Annotated in this window: 21 protein-coding genes; 6 read left to right on the plus strand and 15 right to left on the minus strand. The window is 32.7% G+C overall.

Going from position 1 to position 17,445, the window contains the following annotated elements; translation table 11 throughout:
- Positions 1-99 precede the first annotated feature (99 nt).
- A complete protein-coding gene (locus KKQ79_RS11980; protein WP_213190332.1) occupies positions 100-855 on the plus strand; it encodes an amidohydrolase in 756 nt (251 codons plus the stop codon).
- A 42-nt stretch (positions 856-897) separates the two neighbouring features.
- Here the strand turns inward: KKQ79_RS11980 and KKQ79_RS11985 are convergent, their stop codons facing one another.
- On the minus strand, positions 898-1,242 hold the full coding sequence (locus KKQ79_RS11985) for a YybH family protein (RefSeq protein ID WP_213190333.1): 345 nt from the start codon (positions 1,240-1,242) through the stop codon (positions 898-900).
- 265 nt (positions 1,243-1,507) lie between these two features.
- On the opposite strand from KKQ79_RS11985, the gene KKQ79_RS11990 reads away from it, so the two are divergent.
- Positions 1,508-2,086: a Tll0287-like domain-containing protein gene (locus KKQ79_RS11990; RefSeq protein WP_213190334.1), complete on the plus strand. Its 579-nt coding sequence runs from the start codon at positions 1,508-1,510 to the stop codon at positions 2,084-2,086.
- 79 nt (positions 2,087-2,165) lie between these two features.
- On the opposite strand, the gene KKQ79_RS11995 is transcribed toward KKQ79_RS11990, so the two are convergent.
- From KKQ79_RS11995 to KKQ79_RS12060, 14 genes are all read right to left on the minus strand, one after another.
- A complete protein-coding gene (locus KKQ79_RS11995) occupies positions 2,166-3,071 on the minus strand; it encodes a proline and serine-rich protein 1 family protein (RefSeq protein WP_213190335.1) in 906 nt (301 codons plus the stop codon).
- Between the two features lie 281 nt (positions 3,072-3,352).
- Positions 3,353-4,234, minus strand: coding sequence for a helix-turn-helix domain-containing protein (locus tag KKQ79_RS12000; protein ID WP_213190336.1), 882 nt, complete (start codon positions 4,232-4,234; stop codon positions 3,353-3,355).
- Between the two features lie 8 nt (positions 4,235-4,242).
- The gene (locus KKQ79_RS12005) at positions 4,243-4,542 is read right to left on the minus strand and encodes a thioredoxin family protein (protein WP_069800441.1); all 300 of its coding nucleotides are present in this window, start codon (positions 4,540-4,542) and stop codon (positions 4,243-4,245) included.
- Between the two features lie 253 nt (positions 4,543-4,795).
- Entirely contained in the window at positions 4,796-5,107 is a 312-nt protein-coding gene (locus tag KKQ79_RS12010) for a rhodanese-like domain-containing protein (protein WP_213190337.1), read from the minus strand.
- Between the two features lie 3 nt (positions 5,108-5,110).
- Entirely contained in the window at positions 5,111-5,314 is a 204-nt protein-coding gene (locus KKQ79_RS12015) for a DUF6132 family protein (RefSeq protein ID WP_213190338.1), read from the minus strand.
- A gap of 59 nt (positions 5,315-5,373) precedes the next feature.
- Positions 5,374-5,577: a YgaP family membrane protein gene (locus KKQ79_RS12020; protein ID WP_104792906.1), complete on the minus strand. Its 204-nt coding sequence runs from the start codon at positions 5,575-5,577 to the stop codon at positions 5,374-5,376.
- A 22-nt stretch (positions 5,578-5,599) separates the two neighbouring features.
- The gene (locus KKQ79_RS12025; protein ID WP_213190339.1) at positions 5,600-6,181 is read right to left on the minus strand and encodes a methyltransferase; all 582 of its coding nucleotides are present in this window, start codon (positions 6,179-6,181) and stop codon (positions 5,600-5,602) included.
- Between the two features lie 2 nt (positions 6,182-6,183).
- Positions 6,184-6,480, minus strand: coding sequence for a cupin domain-containing protein (locus tag KKQ79_RS12030; protein ID WP_213190340.1), 297 nt, complete (start codon positions 6,478-6,480; stop codon positions 6,184-6,186).
- On the minus strand, positions 6,480-7,892 hold the full coding sequence (locus KKQ79_RS12035; RefSeq protein WP_213190341.1) for an MBL fold metallo-hydrolase: 1,413 nt from the start codon (positions 7,890-7,892) through the stop codon (positions 6,480-6,482). Before KKQ79_RS12035 ends, KKQ79_RS12030 begins: the two co-directional genes overlap by 1 nt.
- 155 nt (positions 7,893-8,047) lie before the next feature.
- Positions 8,048-8,833, minus strand: coding sequence for a sulfite exporter TauE/SafE family protein (locus KKQ79_RS12040; RefSeq protein WP_213190342.1), 786 nt, complete (start codon positions 8,831-8,833; stop codon positions 8,048-8,050).
- A gap of 62 nt (positions 8,834-8,895) precedes the next feature.
- Complete coding sequence (locus KKQ79_RS12045) at positions 8,896-9,513, minus strand: Crp/Fnr family transcriptional regulator (RefSeq protein WP_069800423.1); 618 nt, start codon at positions 9,511-9,513, stop codon at positions 8,896-8,898.
- The gene (locus tag KKQ79_RS12050) at positions 9,514-9,957 is read right to left on the minus strand and encodes a hypothetical protein (RefSeq protein ID WP_213190343.1); all 444 of its coding nucleotides are present in this window, start codon (positions 9,955-9,957) and stop codon (positions 9,514-9,516) included.
- Positions 9,958-10,139: 182 nt separating this feature from the next.
- The gene (locus tag KKQ79_RS12055) at positions 10,140-12,140 is read right to left on the minus strand and encodes a TonB-dependent receptor domain-containing protein (RefSeq protein WP_213190344.1); all 2,001 of its coding nucleotides are present in this window, start codon (positions 12,138-12,140) and stop codon (positions 10,140-10,142) included.
- Between the two features lie 93 nt (positions 12,141-12,233).
- On the minus strand, positions 12,234-12,602 hold the full coding sequence (locus KKQ79_RS12060) for a hypothetical protein (protein WP_213190345.1): 369 nt from the start codon (positions 12,600-12,602) through the stop codon (positions 12,234-12,236).
- A gap of 130 nt (positions 12,603-12,732) precedes the next feature.
- Here KKQ79_RS12060 and KKQ79_RS12065 point away from each other — a divergent pair, with 130 nt between their 5' ends.
- From KKQ79_RS12065 to KKQ79_RS12080, 4 genes are all read left to right on the plus strand, one after another.
- Positions 12,733-14,268 carry a helicase HerA-like domain-containing protein gene (locus KKQ79_RS12065; protein ID WP_213190346.1) on the plus strand — a complete coding sequence of 512 codons (1,536 nt, stop codon included), beginning with the start codon at positions 12,733-12,735 and terminating at the stop codon, positions 14,266-14,268.
- 71 nt (positions 14,269-14,339) lie between these two features.
- A complete protein-coding gene (locus tag KKQ79_RS12070) occupies positions 14,340-15,560 on the plus strand; it encodes a 3'-5' exonuclease (RefSeq protein WP_213190740.1) in 1,221 nt (406 codons plus the stop codon).
- A gap of 98 nt (positions 15,561-15,658) precedes the next feature.
- Complete coding sequence (gene lysA, locus KKQ79_RS12075; RefSeq protein ID WP_213190347.1) at positions 15,659-16,858, plus strand: diaminopimelate decarboxylase; 1,200 nt, start codon at positions 15,659-15,661, stop codon at positions 16,856-16,858.
- 67 nt (positions 16,859-16,925) lie between these two features.
- A complete protein-coding gene (locus tag KKQ79_RS12080; RefSeq protein WP_104792895.1) occupies positions 16,926-17,414 on the plus strand; it encodes an energy transducer TonB in 489 nt (162 codons plus the stop codon).
- Positions 17,415-17,445 lie beyond the last annotated feature (31 nt).

Raw genomic sequence — 17,445 nt, forward strand, 5'->3', positions numbered from 1 at the left:
TCTGTTTTTCTAACGACAAATTTATAGTAATGTTGCCTAAAGAAGAGACTTTTGTGGTAATTTTGTAAAACATTTTAAAAATTCTGAAACCTAAGCATTATGAAAATCATCGGTCTAAGTCAAAATATTATTTGGAAAGAAAAACAAGAAAATTTTCTTTTGATAGAAGAAAAATTCAAAGATTTAGAAGCAGATTTGTTTTTGCTTCCTGAGATGTTTACCACTGGTTTCTACATGAAAGCTCAGGAAGTAGCAGATGAAGAAGAACAAGCTTTGACTTGGATGAAGAATTTTGCCAAAACTAAAAATGCTGCAATTGGCGGAAGCGTTTCTGTGAAGGATAATGACAAATTCTATAACCGATTTTATTTTGTAAAACCAGACGGAACTTACCATCAATACGACAAAAGACACCTTTTTTCTTACACAGGAGAAGATAAAGTCTACACTGCAGGAACAGAAAGAGTAGTGGTAGAATATTTAGGATTCAGGTTTTTATTACAAGTTTGTTTTGATGCAAGATTTCCAGTTTTTGCAAGAAACAGAAAAGATTATGATGTGATTCTAAATGTCGCAAATTGGCCAGAAACCAGAGTTCTGGCGTGGGAAACATTAAATAGAGCAAGAGCAATCGAAAATCAAGCCTATGTTTTTGCCTTAAATAGAACTGGCGAAGACGGGAATAACTTGAAATATCAAGAAAGTAGTCATTGTTTTTTTGCAGATGGAACAGACATTTCTACTAAAAATGAAGATTTAATCTTTGCAGAATTAGATTTGCAAAAATTAGAAGCTTTCAGAAAAGAGTTTCCTTTTTTGAACGATGCAGATGATTTTAAAATAGTAGAATTATAGAATAACAGATGTTTTTTTCTCTTTAACTCTACCATTCTACAGCTAGTTTGTGTGGTCTGAAATAATTTTCCAGCCGTCTTTAAATTTATGGAAAACCAAGGTGTAAATTCCATTAGGAGTGTCATTAGCACGGATAAGTTTCCACTTTCCGAAAACATAAGCGTGTTTTTTGCCTAACATTTTCACTTGAATGTCAGAAAATTCTAGAATGCCCATCATTTCTTTATTGGGATAAGTTTTTTTGTAATTGTCTAGTGTTTTTTGCCAACCGTAAGTTGGGCCTTTTGAACCGATAAAAAGCAGTGAATCATTTTTCCAATATCCTTTCATGAAATTTTCTATATCACCATTATTCCAAGCGGATTGTTGTTCATGTAAAACTTTCAAAATGTTTTTTTCTTGTGAGAAAAAGATGCCGAAACTTGTTAACAAAATAATTGTAAAAAGATTTTTCATATGAAGATATTTATTGTTTTTTAAAGGTCATATGCAATCGCTAACACAAAAGTTTGCTAGAATTGAACGAAGTTAATCTTGAATGAATATTTGTGTTTTTTTATTCATTGCGATTTCATAATTCATTAACTTTGGGTAAAAGTAACAAAAGTTACGCTCAGTCAAGCATTAAATTCACAAATTTGAAAAAACAATTATGAAAACAAGAATTTACTTAACGCTCGCAGTTTCAGGAATATTTTTGATTCAATGTTCCAAGGAAACGGGAAATAAAGGTGTTTTGCCCAAGGAAATTATTCCGCAAAAACAATTAACGAAAGCTGATTTTAAAAAAATCGCCGAAGAAACCAAAAAGAATTTGGTGACCAATCTTACGCAGAAAATTTCTGAAAAAGGAGCTGAAAATGCTTTAGAATTTTGTAATGTAAACGCCATTCCGCTTACCAAACAGTTGGAAGACCAGCATAATGTGATGATAAAAAGAGTTTCTGATAAAAATAGAAATCCTGATAATGCGGCAAATGCTGCTGAATTGAAAATTATAGAACAGTTCAAAGCACAATTGGCCAAAAAAGAAGAACTAAAAGCAACGATGGAAAACGGAGTTTTTTATGCGCCAATTACCACTAATAGTATGTGTTTACAATGTCATGGCTCCGAAAAAGATATAAAACCTGAAACCTTAGCGAAAATAAAATCACTCTATCCTAATGATAAAGCAATTGGGTATCAAGAGAATGAAATGCGAGGTTTGATGGTAATTAAACCGAACTAAATGAAGTGTTTCCATATAAAGAAAGTCGGCTTCAGAATTTCTGAAACCGACTTTTTGTATATATGAATGAATGATTGGGTTATCTTTGGTTTTGAACAAATTTGTTCAATTCTCTGGCGTAACTTTCGAAGTCAAATGCGTCATACAGTTCGAAATAATTTCTTTTGTCTACACAATTTCTATAAGCCATCTTTGCTAATTCTAGTCTGTTTTTGTCAAAACTAAACTCTTTCATCATCGCTTTGATTTGTCTTGTGTTGAAATCAGTTCTATTGAGTTGGCTTTTTAAGAAATCTAATCTTCTGTCATCAAAATTTTGCTTTTTTAGCATTTGTAAGAAAGAAGAAAATTCTCTGTCGCTCATTACATTTCCGTAAGTACCTCCGTATCCGTAATCGTTTTGATAATCATCATAAGGATCCCAAGAATTTCCGTTTCCATTTCCGTAAGGACTGTTCCAAGTGTCATTCCAAACATTTCCGTAGTTGTTTCTTAGATTGTAGGTTCCTAGAAGATATAAACCTTGATGTGTGAAATAATCTAAAACCAGTCTGGTGTTGTTTTTAATATTGATTCTAGTTCTGTACACTAGGAAATTTCTTTCATAGATAGAAATAACGTTGTTTCCTGGCATCAAGTCAAAAAATCTAAATTTACCAGAAGCGTTAGAAATTTTTTGGTCGCCAATTTCTATGCTAAAGTAACCTTGTTCTGGAATTCTTAAGAAAACTTCGGCGTAACCATAAGCGTAGTTTTGGTTCCAATTATAATTAGGTCTTGATTTTTCTGTAGAATTTCTAAAACCATTATCGTTTCTAAAAACTGCAGATTTATCTTGAGAATTATTTCTGCCAAAAGCTTCATTTTTTGCAGAAGTTTCGGTTTTGCTCGCTTCGTTTTTTAATAATTCTCCAGCTTTTCCTGCTTCTTGTGCACTAAATCCTAATGCGATGAATGCGGCTAATAAAAAATAAAATTTTCTCATATTATATTTATTTAAATAAGTTTTCTTGGCTGCTTCTAAAGTCTTGCCTCGAAAAACTTAGGGTTGCTGTTATGAGATATTCTATTTCCGTGCCAAAGTCAAAAAACGCTTTCTGGAAAGGCTTTATAAAGGAAAAACGCAACAAAATTTTATGATTTTAGTTGCGTTTTTATAAAAAATATGAAAAGTTTTGCGTTTGTTCTGTATGTAATTTTACAATACAAAGGTATGCTAAGAATTGCAATAAATTCTTGTAAAAAATCTTCGGAAAATGGTAATTTTTATTTATTAAGATGTTGTCTAAATTCAGAAGGAGAAATTCTAGCGTGGGTTTTGAAAAACTTGGTAAAATAAGAATTGTCTTCAAAGCCTAATTGAAATGAAATCTGTGAAATGCTTAATTCTGAGTTGATGAGCAGTCTTTTGGCTTCTAGAATAATCCTGTTTCTAATGATTTCTCCAGCCTTTTTGCCTGCAAAAGTTCTACACACGAAATTGAGGTAATTTGCAGTAATCGCGAGCTTGTCTGCATAAAATTTGGGATAATGTTCAGCGGTGTAGTTTTCTTCTACCAGCTTTTGGAATTTATTGATTAAAATTCTTTGATTGGTAATATTTATATTTTCGTCTGTGTTTTCTTCGTCGTTTAAAATGAAGTAAAACAATTCGAGAAGATAAATTCTGATTAAATCTTCGGATTTTCTTTTTTGTTGTTTGTATTCGAAATTAATTTTGTCAAAAATTTCTTTGAGTTCTTCAGCTTTGTCTTTTTTGATTTGATAAGAAGTAAAGTTTCCATTAATTCTGAAAAAAGGTAATTTATCAATACAATGAGATTTTGCGAGAAATGAAGTGAAAAATTCTGCATTGAAATTAATCAAATAACCTTTGGTCACTTGTTTTTTGAAATTCAAATCATGTACTTGTCCCGCAGAAATAAAATAGATGATGGGAGAATCTATAGAATAATCTTCGAAATCTATTTTATGAATTCCAGCGCCTTCTTCTACGTACAGAATCTGATGAAAGGTATGACGATGAGGTTTTTCTGGAATAAAACTTTTTTCTGTCAATAAATCTTGTAATTCATGAACTACGATTTCACTTTCTGAATTTTCAGTAGAAATCAAATCGCAAGCGCTATAAACAGGAAAATTACTCATGAATGAGATTATTTGTGTTGATTGATGAGATTCACTAAAGTATTTACATCATGTACGCCACTTTCTCTCCAAAGCATTTCACCTTTTTTGAAAAGAGCAAGGGTAGGAACGCCTCTCACGTTATATTGAGCCGCAATATCAGGATATTGGTCTACATCTATTTTTATAATTCTGGCATTATCTCCTACTTGTTCTTTTACAGTGACTAATACAGAAGATTGTACTCTGCACGGTTGACACCACACTGCAAAAAAGTCTATTAACACTGGTTTTTCAGAACTGATGATTTCTTGAAATTTTTGTGACATATCTCTTTGTTTTATAAAAAGTTTAAACAAATTTACTAAAAAAAGACAGAGAAACTATGGTAGGTTTTTATGATTTGTGACAGTACAATTTCCTGAAGCGCAACCAAATTTAAACACAGACATGGCAACAAAATACAACCCAAATGGTATGAGAATCCACATTTTATCCATTACAGATTGCGCCACAATCCATATTCCACCAATCAAATAGACGATTCTTCTCAAATTCCAATCACTAAAGAAATTTCTCATTTTATGATAATTTGTTTTTAAGGCTCATCCAACCGCCGCCGTTATAAACTTCTGTAAATCCACTGTTTTGTAAAATGCTTTTTGCGGCAGCACTTCTTGCGCCACTTGCACAACACGTGATTACAGGTTTGTTTTTATTGATTTTTCCTAAATTTTGACTTAGCGATTGTAGCGGAACGTTTTTAGCGCCTTTTACATGACCACCATTAAATTCTGCAGGCGTTCTCACGTCTATAATTTGAGCTCCATTTTTCACCAATTCTGCGTAATCTACACTTTTACCGCCAAATAAGTTTTTTAAAAATCCTAACATGTTTTATTTATTTTCTTTTGTTTTTTCGAAAGTTGAAAGAATAAGATAACCCATCACCATACCATAAACCGAACTGTTAATAGGTTTAGAAGTTATAGCGCAAGTTCCTGTATTACACCCAATAAAATGGTAATAAGCGTAACCTAAAATTCCACCTAATACGATTCCGATGAGTCCTAATTTGTATTTTTTGATAAAATTTTCCATAATTTTTGATGAATTTTGCCAAAGTTTTTAGAAACTCAACTTTGGCAAAATTTTAATTTTTACTCTCTTTTGCAAGTGTTAATGCCAAATAAAGTATAAAGCGGACAAAAGCCGATGGCTCCAGTTAATAGAAAAACGAATGCAACTGCAGTTGCTGCGATTCCCCAAGTTCCTTCAATCACTTTAAGGTAAACCAAAACGGCTAAAATTAATGCAACGAAAAGTCTGATGTACTTGTCTGTTGCTCCCATGTTTTTTTTCATATTTTTTTGTTTTATGGTGAGTTTATTTTTTAGTGAAGTTAATAAAAACTTCGGTGTTTTGTCTTGGTTTTATACTGTTGTAGCAGTTTTCTAATGTTTTAATCTCGAATTTTTCGCTGAAAAGAGATTTGTATTCTTCTATATTTCCACCAAATGGAGGGAATGGATTTCCGAAATCTTTATTGAACATTACTCCAATGATTTTGCCATTTTCGGTAAGTAAATCGTACATTTTTTCTACGTATTTTGCTCTTAAAACTGGATCAAGTGCGCAGAAAAATGTTTGTTCTACAATGATGTCATATTTTCCTTGGTGTTCGAAAAAATCTTCGCAGATGACTTCTACTTCGTGGTGAGAAAATTTCTGAGAAATCACTTCGCAAGCTTTCTGAGCAATGTCTAGAAGCGTGATGTTTGTAAAACCTTCTTCTAAAAGCAATTCTGCTTCGTGGGCATTTCCACAGCCGGGAATTAATATTTTAACCTCTTTATCTTCTACTTGCAAAAAATATTCTGCAATAGGTGAAGAAGCTTCTCCTATGTCCCAACCTGTTTCGCCATTTTCCCAACGAGAATTCCAAAAATTTTGATCAAATTGGTTCAATTTTATAACTCTTTTACAATTAAGAACACATTTTCTATATCTCTTCCTATCACTTCATGTTCTACATTTACTGGGATTTCGTAAATATCTCCTTCTCTTAAAACAGTTGTTTCTCCAGAGATGTTAAAGTCTACTTTCCCTCTTAGTAAAACTAAAGTTGCAGGAATGGTTGTGATATGCTTTGCTAACACTTGTTTTTCTGATAAGCCTACGGTAAAAAGGTTGACTTTATCCGTTTTTTTGATGCTTACTACAGAAGGTTTATCTCCTGTGAAGTCTGTTTTTTCGAAGATATTCATTAGAATGCAGTTTTACTTTGACATACAAAATCTGTAGTAGGAACTTTTTCTGTTTTTTTAATTCCGTTAAAACCACCTTCTACTTCTGTGAAATTTCTATAACCTCTTGCTTGTAAAATACTTGCGGCAATCATACTTCTGTAGCCACCTGCGCAATGCAAGAAAAAATGTTCATCTGGATTGATGTTTCCTACCCAGTCATTAATGTATGCTAAAGGTTTACTATAAGCATCATTTACGTGTTCTGCGGCATATTCTCCTTCTTTTCTTACGTCAATAACCTTGCTGTTTTCATTAAATTTTTCTGCAAATTCTTCTGGTGAAATTCTATGAATGGTATCAATTTCTTTTCCTGAATTTTTCCAGCTTTCAAAACCGCCTTTTAAGTATCCTAAAACATTATCAAATCCTACTCTAGAAAGTCTGGTAATGGTTTCTTCTTCGGTGCAATCATCACAAACCAAAAGAATAGGCTGTTGAACATCTACAATCATGCTTCCAACCCAAGGTGCAAAATCTCCTTTCAACCCGATATTAATCGATTGAGGAATAAATCCTTTATAAAATTCTGCAGCATTTCTGGTGTCTAAAATTAAAGCTCCAGTTTCTTCGGCAGCAGTTTCAAATTCATCTACAGAAAGTGCTGTTTTACCTTTTGCTAAAACCTCATCAAAACTGGTATAGCCTTTTTTGTTCATCGCTACATTCATACCGAAATATTTCGGTGGAGCGGTTAAACCGTCTAAAACTGCAGCAATAAAACTTTCTTTAGAGGTTTGTTTTAGAGCGTAATTGGTTTGTTTTTGATTTCCTAAAGTGTCTACTGTTTCTTTTTGCATGTTCTTTCCACATGCAGAACCAGCGCCGTGAGCTGGATAAACGGTAACGTCATCTTCTAAAGGAAGAATTTTATTGTACAATGAATCATATAGCAATCCCGCTAATTCTTCTTGCGTAAGATTTGCCGCTTTTTGAGCTAAATCTGGTCTTCCTACATCTCCTAAAAATAAAGTGTCACCAGAGAAAATTGCATGATTTTTACCATTTTCGTCTATCAATAAATAGGTAGAACTTTCCATGGTGTGACCTGGAGTGTGAAGAACTTTGATTTTTATTTTTCCAATTTCGAAAACTTGATTGTCTTCTGCTACGATGGCTTCAAATTCTGGTGCAGCAGTTGGTCCATAAATAATAGGAGCGCCTGTTTTTTTAGATAAATCTACATGACCAGATACAAAATCTGCATGAAAATGGGTCTCAAAAATGTATTTGAGTTTTACGTTATCTTTTGCCAATCGATCAAGATAAGGTTGTACCTCTCTTAATGGATCAATGATGGCTGCTTCTCCTTCAGAAACAATGTAATAAGCTCCTTGAGCTAAACAACCAGTATAAATTTGTTCTATTTTCATTTTAATATTTTTATATGTTACTACACTACGAAGTTACAACAAAAAATCTATGACTTTTTTTTCTTCGTAATTTGTAGTACAAAAATGGGGTAAATTTTAATAGATTTCTGTAACAAAAATCACATAGTTCGATAGAGAATCACTATTAAAGAGATTTAGTGAAAAAAAATTTCTTTGATGATGATATAAATTCCCATCATCAAAACAAACCAACCGAAAATAGGTTTCAGTTTTTTGCTATTTATTTTTTTTGCCAACTGAATTCCAATCAGCATTCCAATGACAGCAATTGAAGTGAAAATCAAAAGAAATTGCCAATTGATTTCTGTTTTTTGAGAGCTTAAAAAACCTAAAAGAGAATTCATAGAAATAATCATCATAGAAGTTCCGATGGCTTTTTTCATTTCTAAATTAAGCAGCATGACTAATGCGGGAACAATGAGAAAACCACCGCCAGCTCCAATCATTCCTGTAATCATACCTACAGCAATTCCTTGGGTGACCAACATAGGATATTGCGGACTTTGATTAGTAGTTTCTATTTTTTGATTTCCTACAATCATTTTAATGGAAGAAATGAGCATTAAAGAAGCAAAAAGAACTAAAATGAATAGATTTTTTTCAATAGGAAATGTTCCTATGCTGAAAAGAGGATCAGGAAGATGAGGTAAAATAATTTTGCGAACAAAAATCACAGAAAATACAGAAGGAATCCCAAATAATAAAGCGGTTTTAAAATCTACATTTCCTTGTTTTGCATTTCCTGTAGCGCCAACTGCACTCGCAACTCCCACTACAAAAAGGGAAAGAGTAGTTGCGGTTAAAGCGTTCATTTCAAACAAATATACAAAAATAGGAACACCTAAAATACTTCCACCACCGCCAATTATTCCCATAATTAACCCGATGATAAGTGCGAAAAAGTATCCTAAGAATTCCATTAATCAAATTTTTGCAAAGTTCTGTTTTGTAAAAATAAAAAAATGCAACTTAAGTTGCATTTTTATGATAAAAGTTCAATTTTATTTCTTCCTAATTTTAGTTTGCCATCTTCTTCCAGCGATTTTAGTAGTCTGGAAACCACTACTCTGGCAGTTCCTAATTCATTGGCCAATTGTTCGTGTGTGCTATGAATAATTTTAGAATCGGTAAGTTCTGATTTTTTTTGAAGCAAAGAGAGCAATCTATCATCTACTTTTTTGAAAGTTACTTCATTTACCATTTCTAGCAATTCTTCAAAGCGTTTATGGTATAATTTGAAAATATAATCCAACCATTCTGGATGCGTTTTGATGAGTTGCGCTACTTTTTCCGTAGGCAAAAATAATATTTCTGCATCTTCTTCTACTTCGGCTTTTACTTTAGAGGTTTCTCCGTGTAAACCACCAAGGAAAGACATTACGCAACTTTCGCCAGCTTTTATATAATAAAGTAAAATTTCTCTACCATCTTCTTCGGTACGCATTACTTTTATGCTTCCTTTGGTAACGATAGGAATAGAACGAATTCTTGCGTTTTCGTCTAAAATAACATCGCCAGCTTCGTAATTTTTTATAATGCTGTATTCGTATAACTGTTTAAGAAGTTCTGGTGTTGCGCTAAATTCTGTAGTTTTTGACATTTAAAAAATATTTTTAATTTCAAAGTTATTACTTCCCATTTCCATGGTTTCGCCTGGTGTTTTGCCTTTTACGTTTTGGTAAATAGGAGCATCTTCTGAGAACGAAATCACATCCTTGTCTCCCAATTTAAATGCTGGAACAGAAACTCCGATAAACAGATAATTCTTATCGGTCTCTAATAAAGCACCAGCTTCTGCAATTTCCTTAGTTTCTGATTTAGAATCTTCTAAAAATTTCAGATTTTGTTTGGCTTCGTTCAGCATTTTTTCAAAGCGAAGCTGCATATCTTTGGCTTCAGTTTGTCTGGCATAATCTTCTGGGTCTAACGTGTTATCTTCGTCAATATCAGATTCATGCTTGTAACGTTCCACCGAAGCTTTTAGGTTGTCAATAACTTTTTGATACTCATCTATAATGCTAGATAAAATATATGCTTTATCCATGATTTTTTTATTTTTGATGATTAACAAATTTAAGCAAAAATATTGACATTCCTATGTGTAATAAGAGATGAGGTTTGTCAATCTTCTAAAAGTAAAGCCTAGGAAAATTCGCTAGGCTCTCTTAGACTAAAAAATAAAACTTTTGTGCCTAAAATGTTTTAGACACAAAAGAAAAAAATGTATTAAAAATTATAGCTAAAACCAACGTTAAAGCTTCTACCAACGGCTAAAATTCTTTGTTTTTTATTGGTAGAAAGTGTTCTGTTTAAATGTTCTGCATAAGCACGGTCAAAAATGTTTAAAACTTCAAAACTTAAAGTAGCATTTTTGAAAACATTGTATTTTGAGGTGAAATCAAACACAGAAAATTCTGGAGTAGTAAATTCACCAAAAGTTGGATTGATTCTGCTTTGTTTTGCTGAATATCTGTAATGAAGTCCCAAACTTACTGGCGAAAAATCTGCTAACACATTCCAACGGAAATCTAGCGGAGCGATTTCTGGTAAAGGATTATTGGTGTTCATGTCTTCTGCATAGGTATAAGCTGCTGCCAATTCTGTGCGGAATTTTGGTGAAAATTGCCAATTAAATCTGGTTTCGACTCCTGTTTTGAAGGCTTTTTCTATATTTTGAATTTGTCTGGTTCCTGGTGCCGTCATAGAATAAGGTTTGATGGGAACAATCACTCCAGAAATATAATTTTCTAAATAAGAATAGAAAACATCTGCTTGGAAGAAAATATTATCTTTTTTATGGGTAAAAATAAGGTCGATTTGGTTGTTAGTTTCTGGTTTTAAATCAGGATTTCCTACTAATTCGTAAGCGTCTATTCCTACAGCAAATCTATTGATATATCTTTCGGTTAAACTTCCACTGCGTTGTGCTCTTCCTAGCCAAATTCCTAACTGATTATGGTTGCACAGATTTTTATTATATCCTAAACTTAAGCTGTGATTAAAATTTTCTGCTTTTCCGTCTCCGTAAAGTGTTTTGAATAGATTAGAAAGTGCTTTCGCATCACCTTTATTGTAATCTAAACGAAGAGAAGCTACTAATTTTGAATTTTTAAAATTGATTTGATATTCATTAAACCAGCCGATTTGGTCAATAGAAGAATCTTGCCAAGAAGTTCCGTCTCTCATTGGCATCATTGCAGGCATAATCATTCTGATGTTTTCTGCGCCTTCATGTTTGTAATCTAAGCCAGTGTAGAAAATATTTTTTCCAAAAGCGAATTTAGATTCTAATCGTGCTCCATAAGTGGTAGATTGTACATCAGAAACCATTTTTCTATCAGGAGTTCCCATAGAATGGTCTACGAAAGAGTAGTAAGAATTAAAATCTATGTGTTTTAAATATTTTTGGTTGAATTCTGCCAAATGTTTTAACTGGAACATCCATGTTTTATCATAAATTAAATCCATGTTAAGTGCAGCAAATTCTACATCTCTTCCTTGATTGGTGTTGATTTGTAATGTGGTTACATTTTGGTCATTCCATTTGAAATTTCCTTTAGTTCCCATGTTGTATCTTAGAAAAGCAGAACGCACTTCGTCACCGTTTCCATCTTTGTAGCGGTCTCCTTTTTGATAAGAACCGAATAAATCCCAAACAATTTTTTGGTGTGAAAGTTGAGAAAACAATTCATTTCTAAAAACGTTTCCGTTGCTTTCGTAGCCAGAAGAAATTCTACCACCTAATTTTAAATTTTCTGTAAATTCAGGAGCAAGTGTTACGAAATTAATAGTTCCTCCGAAAGAATTTCCATAACGGAAATGATAAGGTCCTTTGTAAATTTCAGCTTCTTGAACCATGTTCATATTGACTTGAGAAACTGCAGGGTCCATTCTACTTGGACACGCATTTACGGCATGAGCTGCTCCGTCAATAACAATATTCAACTGCTCATATTTGAAACCTCTCAAAACTGGATCAGTAGCATAATTTCCAGCTTTTTTAATTCCGTTAATTTCTGGAATAGAATTCAGGAATTTTCCTGCATCGTGATTCAGTAAATCAGATTGTTTGGTTTCTAAGTTTTGTTTGTTTTGAGATTTAGGTAAAACTTTGGTAATTTTTACGACTTCTATATTTCGGTACGTGCTGTCTTGTACTTGTTGAGCGAATAAAGAATGTGTTGTTGCAAAAAATATTGCAGCAATGCTATAAAGTTTAATATTCATTGTTTTTAAAATTTAGATTAAATAATCATGTGTCACTGCACTTCATCAAATGATGATAAAGAGAAATGTTCTGAGCGAAAAAAGTGATTAGGTTTAAGCTAAATTTTTCGGAGGATCTGGTAGAATGTGAGTATAACCATCTAAAGTGAAAATATGGTTATATGAAAACTTTTTAGATTTGAGTTCCAAAGAAAAAGGATTTTTGATTTCAGTTTCTATGGGTTTACAAGGGAGGATGTTCAGTTCAAAAGCATATTTAATTTGCGAAGCTGGATTTTGAGATTGCTCCGTTGCTTTCTTTACCTGACATTTACCGTTACAGTCTAATTCTGGTTTTTGTTTGTTAATACAATATGTTTCGTAGAATTCTGTATTGATTTGATAGTCTACATAGAAAAGTGAGTTCTGGAAACTTGCCAGAAATATAATTGAAGATAATATGAAAGAAATAGCACTTTTCATTGCATTACAAAAATAGGACAAATTTATCTTATTAAGCAAATGATTTTAATCAGGGCAAAAATACATTTAAAAAATAAATCGCAGAAGTATTTCTAAATTTTTTAAATTTAAAAATTAAAAAAAAGTAAAAATGGCTAACAAATCAAAATTTATAGAAGAACTTAACGCAAGATATCAACCAAAAGGAGAATATATCGTTCTAGGAAAGGGAATGTTAGACGGAGAAGTAATTACTGAAGTAGATGTTACCGTTCCTCTAAAAACAGTCAATAGACATGGTCTGATTGCGGGAGCAACAGGTACAGGAAAGACCAAAACGCTACAAGTTTTTGTAGAACAGCTTTCGCATAAAGGCATTCCAACTTTAGTGATGGATATTAAGGGTGACCTTTCTGGAATTGCTGTAGAAGGCGAACAAAATGATAAAATCAACGAAAGATATGCAAAAACGCAATTGCCATATCAGCCGCAATCTTTTCCAGTAGAACTCATGACTATTTCTGCGGAAAAAGGCTTGAAACTGAGAGCTACCGTTACAGAATTTGGTCCGGTTTTACTTTCTAAAATTTTAGGCTTAAATGAAACGCAGTCAAGTATTATGTCTATCGTTTTCAAATATGCAGATGACAAAGCGTTGCCGCTCATTGATTTAGATGATTTGAAAAAAGTTTTGCAATATGTAACTGATAACGCAGAAGGTAAAAAAGAATTAGCAGACAATTATGGTTCTATATCACCAGCTTCTTTAGGTGCAATTCTTCGTTCGATTGTAGCGATGGAACAACAAGGGGCAACGAATTTTTTCGGTGAACCAAGTTTTGATGTAGAAGATTTATTGCAAACCAGAGGCGGAAAAGGCGTGGTAAACGTTTTGAGAGTTGCAGATATTCAGAATCAGCCGCAATTGTTTTCTACGTTTATGCTTTCTCTTTTTGCAGAAATTTACATGACTTTTCCAGAAGAAGGAGACAGCGGAAAACCAAAATTAGTTCTTTTTATAGACGAAGCGCATTTGATTTTCAATGAAGCGAGTAAAGCTTTGCTTTCGCAGATAGAAACAATGGTGAAACTCATTCGTTCCAAAGGAGTGGGAATTTATTTTATCACTCAAATTCCAGGAGATGTTCCAGAAAATGTACTTTCTCAGTTAGGGCTTAAAATTCAGCACGCTTTGCGTGGTTTCACAGCAAAAGACAGAAAAGAAATTGATAAAGCGGTAGAAAATTATCCTATTACCGAATATTATGACGCGGCCAATTTGATTCAGAATTTAGGAATTGGTGAAGCTTTCGTAACAGCGCTTGATGAAAAAGGAATTCCAACACCGTTGGTTCATACTTATTTGATTTCTCCAGAATCTAGAATGGATGTTTTGACTTCTGAAGAGATAGACGATTTGGTTAATTCTTCTGATTTGGTTAAAAAATATAAAAATGAGGTAGACAAAGAATCTGCCTACGAAATTTTAGCCAAACGCATGGAACAAGCTGCGGAAGTAGAAAAAGAAGTAGCACAAGAAAAATCTACGGCAAGACAACCCAAAGAAGAACCAGGAATGTTCGAGCAAGTCATGAAATCTAGAGCTGGAAGAACATTCACCACAACTTTAGCCAGAGAAGGCGCCAAATTTGTCCTCGGAATGTTTGGATTGAAGATGAGAAGGTAAAAAAAATCTTATAATTTTATAAATCCCACCAATTTATAAACCGTAAATTTGTGGGATATTTATTTTTCGTTTTGTATACCATAATAGACATAGAAGGAAACGGAGCGCCTTATAGAAAAGAAAGCATTATAGAAATTGCGATTTTCAGATATGATGGCCACGTTATCACAGACCAATTTATTTCACTTGTTAATCCAGAAAGTGAAATATCTCCCTTTGTACAAAAACTGACAGGAATTACCCAAAAAATGGTAAAAACCGCCCCAAAATTTCATGAAATCGCCAAAAGAATCGTAGAAATTACAGAAGGAACCATTTTAGTAGGACACAATATAGATTTTGATTACAGAATGCTTCGTCAAAGTTTTAAAAGACTAGGTTTTGATTTTAAAATCAATACTTTAGACACGATTCCTTTGGCAAAAAAACTGATTCCTCATGAAAAAAGTTATTCTCTGGGGAAATTATGTAAATCTATCGGAATTCCTTTGGTAGATGAACACAGAGCTTCTGGTGATGCAAGAGCAACTTTGGAACTTTTTAAATTGTTAAAAACCAAAGACAACAGCCATGAAATTATTCAGCAGCATCACGAAGAAAGCAATGCAAAATCTTATATCAATAAAATAAAGGAACTTACTCAGGATTTACCTTCGGAGAAAGGGTTTGTGTATTTTCAAAATGCTTCTGGAGCCATTCTTTTTGAAGATTATGTAGATGATATTTTTAGAGTTTCTAAAAAATTATTCAATTCTAAATCTGTTAAATGGCAAGGCATTCAGGAAGAAGTTGCCCAAATTAATTATGAACTTACGGGAACAGATACGATTGCGAGATTGATTTTGTTGAATCAAAATAAATCGAAGAAGCAGTTTTTACCTTATGGTTTGTTCTACATTGATGGAAAATTTAAGGTTGAAAAAAATTCTCTTCACACTGAAAAACCTTTGTTGAAATTCAAAAATTTTTCTCAAGGCAGCAAAGTGAAGCATTATATCACCGAAAATGAAACGCTTAGCGATTATAAAACACTGAAAGAGCTCATTACGCTGAAAGGTAGAAATGAACTATGGATTGGAAAAGGAAGAAATCTCGGCGAGAAATCATTTCTCATCATAGAAGAAGGAAAATTGATTTCATTTGGGTATTATGAATTGTTCCATCAGATTCAATCTAGGAAGAAATTAAATAAATTGCAGATAGAAGTGAAGAAAGTTTCGCCAGAAATCATCAATGATTTAAAACTATCTTTACTGAAAAACGAGTATAAAATAGAAAAATTACCTAAATAAATCTAAAAATAACACTCAAAATAGATAATTTTTACTAAATAAAATTATTGTTTGGTTTTAAAATCTAAAATTTATATTTTTGCAGTAAAATTTTTATTATGACAAATCAAGATTTGCTTCAGATTGCAGAAGAATTCGGAACGCCGGTTTATGTTTATGACGCCGATTCTATAAAATCTCAGTATGAGAAACTCACCACTTCTTTTGTAGAGAGCACTAAGTTTTTCTACGCTTGTAAATCACTCACCAATATCAACATCCTAAAATATGTAGAAAAATTAGGAGCTAATCTTGATTGTGTTTCTATAAACGAAGTAAAATTAGGTTTAAAAGCTGGTTTTTCGGCTGAGAGAATTTTATTTACGCCCAATTGTGTAGACCTTGCCGAAATAGAAGAAGCAATGGCTCTAAACGTTCATATTAATATTGATAACATCTCTATTTTAGAGCAATTCGGGACTAAATATGGCGATTCTTACCCAGTTTTTCTAAGAATTAATCCACATATTTTTGCAGGAGGAAATTACAAAATTTCTACAGGACACATTGATTCTAAATTTGGAATTTCTATTCACCAAATGCGTCACATAGAACGCGTGATGAAATCTACTAATCTCAATATTGAAGGTTTGCACATGCATACTGGTAGCGAGATTAAAGACCCAGAAGTTTTCTTGCAAGGTTTAGAAATTATGTTTGAACTTTCAGAAAGTTTTCCAAATCTTAAATATATTGATATGGGAAGCGGTTTCAAAGTTCCTTACCAAAAAGGCGAGTTAGAAACTGATGTGAAAGCTTTGGGTAAAAAAGTAGAAAAAGCAGTCGCTCAGTTCAAAAAAGAAACAGGAAAAGATTTTGAATTGTGGTTTGAGCCAGGGAAATATTTGGTTTCTAAATCTGGACATTTTTTGGTAAAATCTAACGTGATTAAACAAACTACTGCTACCGTTTTTGTAGGCGTAAATTCTGGATTTAACCATTTAATCAGACCGATGTTCTATGATTCATATCACGTCATCGAAAATCTAACCAATCCGAAAGGAACTGAAAGAATTTATACCGTAGTTGGAAATATCTGTGAAACCGATACTTTTGCTTGGGACAGAAAATTACATGAAGTAAGAGAAGGAGATATTTTAGTGTTCAGAAATGCAGGAGCTTATGGTTTTGAGATGAGTTCAAATTTCAATTCTAGATTGAAACCAGCTGAAGTTTTATTCTTAGATGGAAAAGCACATCTCATCAGAAAAAGAGAAGAATTCGATGATTTATTGAAAAATCAAATTGAAGTTTTATAAATTTTAAATCAGAGGTTGTAATTCGTTTACAACCTTTTTTTGTAAATTTACTAACAAATTTTAAGACATGAAAAAATTTTTATTATTAGTGATGATGACGTTTTCTTTCGGTTTTGTAAGTGCACAATATTTGGTAGAAGACAATGATATTACAGAAAATTCTAAAGAATTTGGTAGAGCAGATATTTCATTAGATATGAATAATCCGCTAGAATTTTACAGACTGAAATGTGCGAATGCTACTTATGCGCAATATATTGGCGGGGAAAATGGTTTCAAAGACAAATTATTTAAAAATCTAAAAGCCAGTCTTTCTAACAATTTATACTCTGTAAATGGAACTTTTGATTTCATTTTCTACATTGATAAAGAAGGAAATTTAAAGGATTTTGCACTAAAACCAGAAGTTCCGAATAGTAATCTTTTGCAAACAGACATTAAGAATGCGGTAAAAGCCATGAATCAAAAATGGATGCCTGCAACTTGCGATGGTGCAAAAGTAGATTCTAAAATAAGACTGAAAGTCAATTTCAGGACAGATTTATTCGATATGTAAAAAATAAAAGTCGCTTGAGAAAAGCGATTTT

Source organism: Cloacibacterium caeni, assembly GCF_907163125.1.
In the GTDB taxonomy this organism is placed as follows: domain Bacteria; phylum Bacteroidota; class Bacteroidia; order Flavobacteriales; family Weeksellaceae; genus Cloacibacterium; species Cloacibacterium caeni_B.

Bases quoted from the DNA above. Each gene is read 5' to 3' on its own strand.
- KKQ79_RS11980 (WP_213190332.1), top strand. From the start codon at position 100: ATGAAAATCATCGGTCTAAGTCAAAATATTATTTGGAAAGAAAAACAA.
- KKQ79_RS11990 (WP_213190334.1), top strand. From the start codon at position 1,508: ATGAAAACAAGAATTTACTTAACGCTCGCAGTTTCAGGAATATTTTTG.
- KKQ79_RS11995 (WP_213190335.1), bottom strand. From the start codon at position 3,071: ATGAGAAAATTTTATTTTTTATTAGCCGCATTCATCGCATTAGGATTT.
- KKQ79_RS12000 (WP_213190336.1), bottom strand. From the start codon at position 4,234: ATGAGTAATTTTCCTGTTTATAGCGCTTGCGATTTGATTTCTACTGAA.
- KKQ79_RS12005 (WP_069800441.1), bottom strand. From the start codon at position 4,542: ATGTCACAAAAATTTCAAGAAATCATCAGTTCTGAAAAACCAGTGTTA.
- KKQ79_RS12010 (WP_213190337.1), bottom strand. From the start codon at position 5,107: ATGTTAGGATTTTTAAAAAACTTATTTGGCGGTAAAAGTGTAGATTAC.
- KKQ79_RS12015 (WP_213190338.1), bottom strand. From the start codon at position 5,314: ATGGAAAATTTTATCAAAAAATACAAATTAGGACTCATCGGAATCGTA.
- KKQ79_RS12020 (WP_104792906.1), bottom strand. From the start codon at position 5,577: ATGAAAAAAAACATGGGAGCAACAGACAAGTACATCAGACTTTTCGTT.
- KKQ79_RS12030 (WP_213190340.1), bottom strand. From the start codon at position 6,480: ATGAATATCTTCGAAAAAACAGACTTCACAGGAGATAAACCTTCTGTA.
- KKQ79_RS12035 (WP_213190341.1), bottom strand. From the start codon at position 7,892: ATGAAAATAGAACAAATTTATACTGGTTGTTTAGCTCAAGGAGCTTAT.
- KKQ79_RS12040 (WP_213190342.1), bottom strand. From the start codon at position 8,833: ATGGAATTCTTAGGATACTTTTTCGCACTTATCATCGGGTTAATTATG.
- KKQ79_RS12045 (WP_069800423.1), bottom strand. From the start codon at position 9,513: ATGTCAAAAACTACAGAATTTAGCGCAACACCAGAACTTCTTAAACAG.
- KKQ79_RS12050 (WP_213190343.1), bottom strand. From the start codon at position 9,957: ATGGATAAAGCATATATTTTATCTAGCATTATAGATGAGTATCAAAAA.
- KKQ79_RS12055 (WP_213190344.1), bottom strand. From the start codon at position 12,140: ATGAATATTAAACTTTATAGCATTGCTGCAATATTTTTTGCAACAACA.
- KKQ79_RS12060 (WP_213190345.1), bottom strand. From the start codon at position 12,602: ATGAAAAGTGCTATTTCTTTCATATTATCTTCAATTATATTTCTGGCA.
- KKQ79_RS12065 (WP_213190346.1), top strand. From the start codon at position 12,733: ATGGCTAACAAATCAAAATTTATAGAAGAACTTAACGCAAGATATCAA.
- lysA (WP_213190347.1), top strand. From the start codon at position 15,659: ATGACAAATCAAGATTTGCTTCAGATTGCAGAAGAATTCGGAACGCCG.
- KKQ79_RS12080 (WP_104792895.1), top strand. From the start codon at position 16,926: ATGAAAAAATTTTTATTATTAGTGATGATGACGTTTTCTTTCGGTTTT.